The following is an 8,410-nucleotide window of genomic DNA, read 5'->3' on the forward strand; positions in this document are numbered from 1 at the left end:
AAATTGTCTCATCAATTTTTTGATAATTGACCACTGTTACATTTGGTAAATCGAGGAGTTGATCAAAATTTATCCACATAACCCACCTCCTGTTCTGTGTTACTATTATACCATGCTCACACAGAACCTAGAAGAGCCGGAATTGGACTAGCGGGATTGCTGATATCGGCAATATCTAGACGATTATTGGGACCGGTCACGAATAATTTGCGACTAGAGGGGTCATAAGCGGGAATTTCTGCCCCGAAGTTATTAGCAGCATTTGTACTATTGCCAAGACTGCTCAATCGGGTGATATTTAAAGCTGAGGCAGATTCGGTAACGATGTTGATACTGCCAGCAATTGACAGCAAGGTTAATAAAAAATTCCCATGGTGACGATCGATAGCCTTAATCATATTTTTAGCTGAAACCCTGCAAAAAAATGCCAAACAATCGCATTTTTTCAGACTCAAGTTAAAGGAAGATTAAACAGGAGAGAAATTAAGGATATCTTCAAAATTTGGCCGAGAACAGTAAAAGCGAACTAGGAAAACGGGTTACTCGATCGCTTTTTAGTTGAACGGCTCATTTACCAGGGTGATAACATGGTTTAGTATAAGCTCGATCAATATGGAATCAAGACTCGTGTTATCTATTCTCCTAGCCGATTTCAAGATCATTTTTGAACGTGACCCCGCTGCCCGCAACTGGTTAGAGGTACTATTTTGTTATCCCGGATTACAGGCTTTACTGTGCCATCGCTTCGCCCATTGGCTATATCACATCGGGATTCCCTTTATTCCCCGTTTAATTTCCCATCTTGCCCGTTTTCTGACTGGTATCGAAATTCACCCCGGCGCCCAAATTGGTCAGGGTGTTTTTATCGACCATGGTATGGGAGTTGTCATCGGAGAAACCGCCATTGTCGGTGATTATGCCCTCATCTATCAGGGAGTTACTTTAGGAGGGACGGGGAAAGAAAGCGGTAAACGTCACCCGACTCTAGGGGAAAATGTGGTCGTCGGCGCTGGGGCTAAGGTTTTAGGTAATATTTATCTGGGTAATAACGTTCGCGTCGGTGCTGGTTCTGTGGTCCTGCGCGATATTCCTGCCGATTGTACCGTTGTTGGTGTACCAGGTCGTTTAATCTATCGGGCCGGGACGCGGGTGGAACCCCTCGAACACGGTGATTTACCCGACTCGGAAGCGGTGGCTATTCGCGCTCTGGTGGACCGCATCGAACAACTGGAAAAACAAGTGTACGAATTGCGGCTAGAACGGTCAAAAGAACCAGATTATCGGATTAATTGCCCAGTTTTAGCCCATTTAGAAGAAGAAGCGAGTCATAGCTTTTGTCCTGCGGCCGATCGGGATATGCGCGAGTTTCTCGAAAGAGCGGTTTAACCCCGATAATCTTCTGATATGATAGAAGACTGGTTTTTTAGTAGCTGAAACCCATTCGTCAAGGCTATGATTGTTAAGGACTACTTGGCACCGTCCGATGGCTCAAACTGACTCAATCCGTATCCGTGGCGCACGACAACACAATCTCAAAAATGTTGATCTCGAATTACCCCGCAATCAGTTGATTGTTTTTACCGGAGTTTCGGGATCTGGCAAATCTTCCCTCGCTTTCGATACTATTTTTGCCGAGGGACAGCGCCGCTATGTGGAGTCCCTCAGCGCCTACGCGCGTCAATTTTTAGGACAATTAGATAAACCCGATGTGGATGCGATCGAGGGTTTAAGTCCGGCTATTTCCATTGACCAAAAATCCACTTCCCACAATCCCCGTTCTAGTGTGGGAACTGTTACGGAAATTTACGATTACTTGCGTTTATTGTTCGGTCGTGCCGGTGAACCCCATTGTCCCCATTGCGATCGCAATATTGCCCCCCAAACCATCGATCAAATGTGCGATCGAGTGATGGAATTAGCCGATAAAACCCGATTTCAAATCTTAGCTCCAGTAATTCGCGGCAAAAAAGGCACGCATAAGCAATTAATCTCTAGTTTGGCATCCCAAGGCTTTGCCCGGGTGCGGATTGACGGCAAGGTAGTAGAATTATCCGAGGGCATCGAGTTAGATAAAAAACATCTTCATGATATCGAAATTGTTATTGATCGCCTGATCAAAAAAGAGGGTTTACAGGAAAGATTAGTGGATTCTTTAACCACTTGTTTAAAGCATTCCGACGGTGTAGCGATTGTGGAAATTCTCGATGAGAATAACGAAGATAATCCAGAAGTTACCAAAGAAATTGTCTTTTCCGAGAAATTTGCCTGTCCCGAACACGGGGCAGTTATGGAGGAATTATCCCCCCGTTTATTCTCTTTTAATTCTCCCTATGGTGCTTGTCCCAACTGTCACGGATTGGGCAGTTTACGGAAATTTTCGGCAGATTTAGTCATTCCAGACCCAAAACAACCGGTTTATTCGGCTATTGCCCCTTGGTCAGATAAGGATAATTCCTACTATCTTTCTCTCCTCTACGGTTTAGGGCAAGCTTTAGGTTTTGAAATCCAAACTCCTTGGCAGAAACTAACAAAAACCCAGCAAGATATCATTCTCTATGGGAGTAAAGAACCGATCTATTTTGAAGATGATTACCGTTATGATACTGGTCGCGGTTACTATCGAGAATTTGCTGGGGTTATCAATATCTTAGATAGGAATTATCAAGAAACCACCTCGGAAGTTATTAAACAAAGACTAGAGAAATATATTGTTAACCAAACCTGCGAAGTTTGTCACGGAAAAAGATTAAAACCAGAAGCTTTATCGGTACGTTTAGGAGAATATACGGTCACGGATTTTACCGGAGTTCCCATCCGGGATTGTTTGCAGAGAATTAATGATTGTCATTTAACCCCAAGACAGGCATTAATTGGGGAATTAGCCCTCAAAGAAATCAAAGCGAGACTACAATTTTTAATCGATGTGGGATTAGATTATCTTACCCTCGATCGACCAGCGATGACTTTATCCGGGGGAGAATCCCAACGAATTCGATTAGCCACTCAAATCGGTTCGGGATTAACGGGAGTATTATACGTTCTCGATGAACCTAGCATCGGATTACACCAAAGAGATAATAGTAAACTGTTAGAAACCCTGCAAAGATTGCGAGATTTAGGTAATACTTTAATCGTCGTCGAACACGATGAAGAAACGATTCGGGCAGCTGATTATTTGGTCGATATCGGTCCGAAAGCGGGGATTCATGGCGGAGAAATCATCTGTCAAGGCAGTTTTAAAAGTCTTTTAAAGTCGAAAAAATCGATAACAGGAGCCTACCTATCGGGACGCAAAGTTATTGAAACTCCTCACCAAAGAAGGTCTGGGAATGGTAATGCTTTAGTCTTAAAAAATTGCCATCAAAATAACCTAAGAAATATTGATGTAACGATTCCTTTAGGAAAATTAGTCTCGATTACGGGGGTATCTGGTTCGGGCAAATCTACCCTAATTAATGAGTTATTATATCCAGCTTTACAACATCATTTAACCCGTTTAACTCCCTTCCCCAAAGAGTTAGATAAAGTGGAAGGATTGGACGCGGTTGACAAAGTAATTGTCATCGACCAATCACCGATAGGACGCACTCCTCGGTCAAATCCTGCCACCTATACGGGGGTTTTTGACATTATTCGCGAGATTTTCACCGAAACCATCGAAGCAAAAGCTAGGGGTTACAAAGCGGGGCAGTTTTCTTTTAATGTTAAGGGAGGACGCTGTGAAGCTTGCCTAGGCCAAGGGGTAAACGTCATCGAGATGAATTTTCTCCCCGATGTCTATGTGCAGTGTGATGTGTGTAAAGGGGCGCGTTATAATCGGGAAACCCTACAGGTTAAGTATAAAGGTTATTCGATCGCCGATGTCTTAGATATGACGATCGAGGAAGCATTAAAGGTCTTTGAAAATGTCCCCCGGGCCACCACCAGATTACAAACTCTCGTGGATGTGGGTTTAGGATACTGTAAACTCGGTCAAAGTGCGCCCACTTTATCCGGTGGAGAAGCGCAAAGGGTGAAATTAGCGGCCGAATTATCCCGACGGGCCACCGGAAAAACCCTATATTTGATTGATGAACCGACTACGGGGTTATCTTTTTATGATGTGCATCATCTCTTAGATGTGTTACAAAGATTGGTCGATAAAGGTAATTCGATTATCGTCATCGAACACAATCTCGACGTGATTCGCTGTAGCGATTGGATTATTGATTTGGGACCGGAAGGAGGGGACAAGGGAGGAGAATTAATCGCGGTGGGAACACCAGAAACCGTGGCTAAATGTGAAAAATCCTACACCGGTCATTATCTTGCCCAAGCATTACTTCAATATCCCCCAAAAAAGCGGGATAATATTAGGGAAGAACACAGAGATAATAAAGCCAATGATCAAGATTAGTATTTAACTCTTGTTCGCTCTTAATTTCCTGACCGGTTTTCCAAGAATAAATTTTAATCTCTTGAAAGTAAGACCTTAACTGTCTTAATTGTTCTTTGGGGGTGGCGTAATAATTTTGCAGACGAAAATTATGGGGTTCATCCCGAATAATTGCATAGTCAGCAGTCAATAACTGTTCGTAGCTAAGAGAGGGATTACAGGCACGCAAAATCGCCCAGATGACTAAATTGACATAGCTACTAAAAGGATTCAAACTAATCTTTTTTTTCCAATCGAATTCTGGGATAATTCCCTGAAGATTATGACTAGAAAAACAAAAATAACCGCCAGTTTTACCGATGCGGCTAATTTCCTCTAAAACTAGAAAACGGTCAGCAGGGGAAATATAATCAATGCCATTAAAACTAAAGAGAATAAAATCAAAATAATTATCGGCAAATTGTTCTAGATTTCTAGCATCGGCCACTTGCCAGACTAAATGGGGGAATTTTTGACTACAAGCGGCGATCATTTCCGCAGAATAATCAACACCGATATATTCTCCCACAAGAGGGGCAAAATACTTCGTAGTCCGTCCCGCACCTACCCCTAAATCAAGCATTTTCATCGTCGATAAACGCTCTTGCAGCAGAGTTAAAATTGTCCTTTCTGCCGGCTGTAGTGCGGTTAATTGGGCATAATAACCGACAATACTAGGGTCTCTATAGGTTTGCTGATTTTTATCCTTAATCATTCTTGAGCGCTCTTTCCTCATAATCTGGCTGTTTTTCTCTTACTAATAATTCACCTTCCCAACCGCCAATTACTTCTTGAAAGAAGCCTTCTTGCCATTGGCTAAATGTAGTTTTTTCTTCTTTTTCTTTTAGAGATATTGGCTGATAAACTAAGGTAACTTCTAAATCTGTGTTTTTAAGTTCAGGGGGTAAAGATATTTGTAATGTTCCATCTTCTCCCACATGGGTTTTAAAACTAATTGTTTTCATGGTTTCGGCTCAGGCTACTACTATCTTATGATAGTGTCATATATCCTCGTCTGACAACGTGCGTTCCCTGCGGTCTTTTAACCATAAAGACATCTTCACCCCAAACAGGTCAGACATGGCAGAAACCACCATCCGATGAGAATGGCAGTACATCCCACTCAAGACCGAGACGATGGATACTACTCTCTCACGGTAGCCGCTCTTTCCTACTACCATCTTTAAGAAAAGATTTAGACTATCATAAGATGCGCTTAAATTATCCAATTGGCATCAATGTAAAGTTGTTTTATATTAGTTGTCTTTGATAGCCTGGAAATTGTCCTGACGACTTCCCAAATTGCTCCTCACCTGACCCACCGTCTCAACCTCCAGTTGGGGAAAGTAGATATCGCCGAGATTGACTTGCAGCAGTTTGATTATATCCTGCTTAACCAGCACCATCCCGGTTGAGCGAGTTCGCCGTCGCTTGTCAGCCATCTGATCGGACGCTTGCAGCGATCGCCTAGGTTTAAATTCAGTTACGCGCAAGATCAGGTATTTTTATTTGAGCAACGCTAAGAGAGAAAAAGCAGCGGGGATCAAATATCTGTATAAAGTGCTACGATAATCTAAGATTCCATCAAAGGTTAGATTATCAAACGCCGACTCAGGACTATCAAGGTCGGAAAGCCTCGTTCGATAGTCTGAGCAGAGGCAAGACAATCGGTTAGAACTTATCGACTATCTGAGACTGTCCAATCGTTGGGATCGACTTCGGGTGTGGGTGAGGATATCGATCCGCAATTGTCAGGGTAACACCAAATCCCCCTGATCCAGTGCAGTGGACAAGCCTTCTTGTTTCTAGTGACCACTTCAGTGGTCCCTGATGATAACTGGGTTTTGCTAACTGGATTTAGGATAAACCTGCCTTAGTGCGGTTTTGTCGTTACTTGTCTAACAATTGTTGCTATTTCACTAACTACCTTATTTTTTATGGTTAAAAATTATGGCCAGCAAATCTTATTCGATGGTGCAAAATTCCCCAACTGGAACAACCGGAACGGGACTAGATCAAACGGTTGAAAGAATTGGCAGAGATCCAGGACTCGCTGGTGCTAATCTCGGCACAAATATTACGGGTGGAATGACGGCAGCTAACGGATTAAATCAGTTAATCGTAGAAGCCAAACAAGCCACTGGAGTTGCTAGTAACGGCATTTTTACTGTCAGTGACGTAACCGCGATTAATGCTTGGATTCGCGCTAACCGTTTAGCAGAATTTACTGCTCTCCACGGTGATGACGACGGTACAACAGAAACAGGGTTTCATTTAGTCCAAAATGACGGAGCGACTCAACAGTATCGCAATCAGAATTTAGTTGATACGGTTTTTGATGGCATTTATCACATTGGTTTCCTCATTCAAAATGGTACTTTTCTCAATGAAGATGGGAACGCAAATGCCACGGTTGCTCAGGTGGCGGATTGGCTAACTCAATTTTATACAGATCGGGCCACAACTAATACCGGACTTGATCGGATTACGGAATTAATTATTGCCGATCAGGGTTTAGCGCAAAATATACCTTGGCAAGAAATTGCTGGCGGTGCTGATGCGGCCAATGGACTGAATGATTTATTAAAAACAGCGATTACCACCTACAATCTCGCCGCCGATGGTTCAATTTCCGAAAGCGATATTGCACAAATTAACAATTGGATTCGCTCTGATGCCACCCGTTATAATACTTTTATTGTTCTGCATGGGGATGATGAAGGGACAGAGGAAACTGGCTTCCATTTAGTTCAAAATGACGGCGCTCAGACCACATATTTTGCGAAAAACCTAGTTAATACCGTTGCCGACGGAATCTATCATATTGGTTTTGAGATCCAAAATGGACGGTTTCTCAACGAAGATGGTGCAGCTAATGCCACAGTCAAAGACGTAGCAGATTGGGTAACATATTTTTACGTCGATCAGTCCACCACTGGCACCGGATTAGATAAAATTGTCGATACCATCAAAATTGATACTGGCTTAGCCAAGTGGACAAATGCGGGGGATATTAACGCCGGAGCCGCCGCCGCCGATGGACTTAACCATCTATTAGTAGATGGTATTACTGCTACAGGTATCGCTGCTGATGGCTGGATTACCAGCGATGATATTCGCACCCTCAATCAATGGGTTCGCACTAATCACTATGACGAATTTATCCTCCTCCACGGTGACGATGAGGGAAATGAGGAAACAGGCTACCACCTGGTACAAAATGACGGAGCGACAACCCAATACTTCGGTAAAAATTTAGTCAATACCGTAGCCGATGGACTCTATCATATTGGCTTTAACATCGAAGACAATCGTCTCGTCAACGAAGATGGTGATGCCAATGCTCGCCTTAACGATGTTTCCAGTTGGCTCAACTATTTCTATCTTCAGAAAACCATTATTTATGGTGATAACTCCAGCGACACGATTACAGGTACGAATCTTGCCGAAAACCTGATGGGTTACGGGGGAAACGATATTCTCAATGGTGGCGGCGGCGATGACCTAATCGATGGAGATTGGGGGTCTGACACTTTATCGGGTGGGGTTGGTAATGACTTCCTCTATGGTGGCGCAGACAATGACCAATTGGATGGAGGTGAAGGATCAGATAACTATTATGTCTCCGGTAATCTAGCTGGAGGCTGGTCGAGTTTCCAAGGTTATGACACCATTACGGATACAGGAAACACTGGTACAGATACCATCGTCGCCAAAGGTACTGGTAATGTGGATATTGGTCTCAAGAGTTTTAGTGCCAATAGCGGCATTGAAACCATCGACGGGACAGGAGTAGCAGGAAAAGTCACCATCGTCGGTGATTGGAGTGACAATACCCTCGACTTCTCTAATACGGCTTTTGTCGGTGGCAATATCCAAATTCATGGCTATTGGGGGAATGATACTATCACCGGTAGCACTGGTAATGATGTCATTATTGGTGGCGGTAGTGAGGACAAACTTAACGGCGGTAACGGTTCCGACCAATACGTTTAT

Annotated in this window: 6 protein-coding genes and 1 pseudogene; 3 read left to right on the forward strand and 4 right to left on the reverse strand. The window is 43.3% G+C overall.

All coding sequences use genetic code 11. The features are described from left to right. Positions 1 to 116: 116 nt before the first annotated feature. Complete coding sequence (locus IM485_RS01520) at positions 117 to 398, reverse strand: hypothetical protein (protein ID WP_287740778.1); 282 nt, start codon at positions 396 to 398, stop codon at positions 117 to 119. A 214-nt stretch (positions 399 to 612) separates the two neighbouring features. Between IM485_RS01520 and cysE the strand changes: the two genes are divergently transcribed. Further along, a complete protein-coding gene (gene cysE / locus IM485_RS01525) occupies positions 613 to 1,386 on the forward strand; it encodes a serine O-acetyltransferase (protein ID WP_104396516.1) in 774 nt (257 codons plus the stop codon). 97 nt (positions 1,387 to 1,483) lie between these two features. After that, a complete protein-coding gene (gene uvrA / locus IM485_RS01530) occupies positions 1,484 to 4,396 on the forward strand; it encodes an excinuclease ABC subunit UvrA (RefSeq protein WP_287740781.1) in 2,913 nt (970 codons plus the stop codon). Here the strand turns inward: uvrA and IM485_RS01535 are convergent. The 3 genes from IM485_RS01535 to IM485_RS01545 form a co-directional block, all read right to left on the reverse strand. Next, positions 4,353 to 5,129: a class I SAM-dependent methyltransferase gene (locus tag IM485_RS01535; protein WP_104396518.1), complete on the reverse strand. Its 777-nt coding sequence runs from the start codon at positions 5,127 to 5,129 to the stop codon at positions 4,353 to 4,355. The genes uvrA and IM485_RS01535 overlap by 44 nt on opposite strands. Then, positions 5,122 to 5,379 carry a hypothetical protein gene (locus IM485_RS01540; protein WP_104396519.1) on the reverse strand — a complete coding sequence of 86 codons (258 nt, stop codon included), beginning with the start codon at positions 5,377 to 5,379 and terminating at the stop codon, positions 5,122 to 5,124. Before IM485_RS01540 ends, IM485_RS01535 begins: the two co-directional genes overlap by 8 nt. A gap of 291 nt (positions 5,380 to 5,670) precedes the next feature. After that, a complete protein-coding gene (locus tag IM485_RS01545; RefSeq protein WP_238141973.1) occupies positions 5,671 to 5,907 on the reverse strand; it encodes a hypothetical protein in 237 nt (78 codons plus the stop codon). Between the two features lie 457 nt (positions 5,908 to 6,364). On the opposite strand from IM485_RS01545, the pseudogene IM485_RS01550 reads away from it, so the two are divergent. Continuing rightward, positions 6,365 to 8,410: pseudogene (locus IM485_RS01550) on the forward strand (hypothetical protein); the annotation flags it as partial.

This window comes from Microcystis sp. M169S2, from assembly GCF_020245865.1.
In the GTDB taxonomy this organism is placed as follows: domain Bacteria; phylum Cyanobacteriota; class Cyanobacteriia; order Cyanobacteriales; family Microcystaceae; genus Microcystis; species Microcystis ichthyoblabe_A.

What these genes read in the sequence shown, in the direction of transcription:
- IM485_RS01520 (WP_287740778.1), bottom strand. Translation starts at nt 398, where the DNA reads ATGATTAAGGCTATCGATCGTCACCATGGGAATTTTTTATTAACCTTG.
- IM485_RS01540 (WP_104396519.1), bottom strand. Translation starts at nt 5,379, where the DNA reads ATGAAAACAATTAGTTTTAAAACCCATGTGGGAGAAGATGGAACATTA.
- uvrA (WP_287740781.1), top strand. Translation starts at nt 1,484, where the DNA reads ATGGCTCAAACTGACTCAATCCGTATCCGTGGCGCACGACAACACAAT.
- cysE (WP_104396516.1), top strand. Translation starts at nt 613, where the DNA reads ATGGAATCAAGACTCGTGTTATCTATTCTCCTAGCCGATTTCAAGATC.
- IM485_RS01535 (WP_104396518.1), bottom strand. Translation starts at nt 5,129, where the DNA reads ATGATTAAGGATAAAAATCAGCAAACCTATAGAGACCCTAGTATTGTC.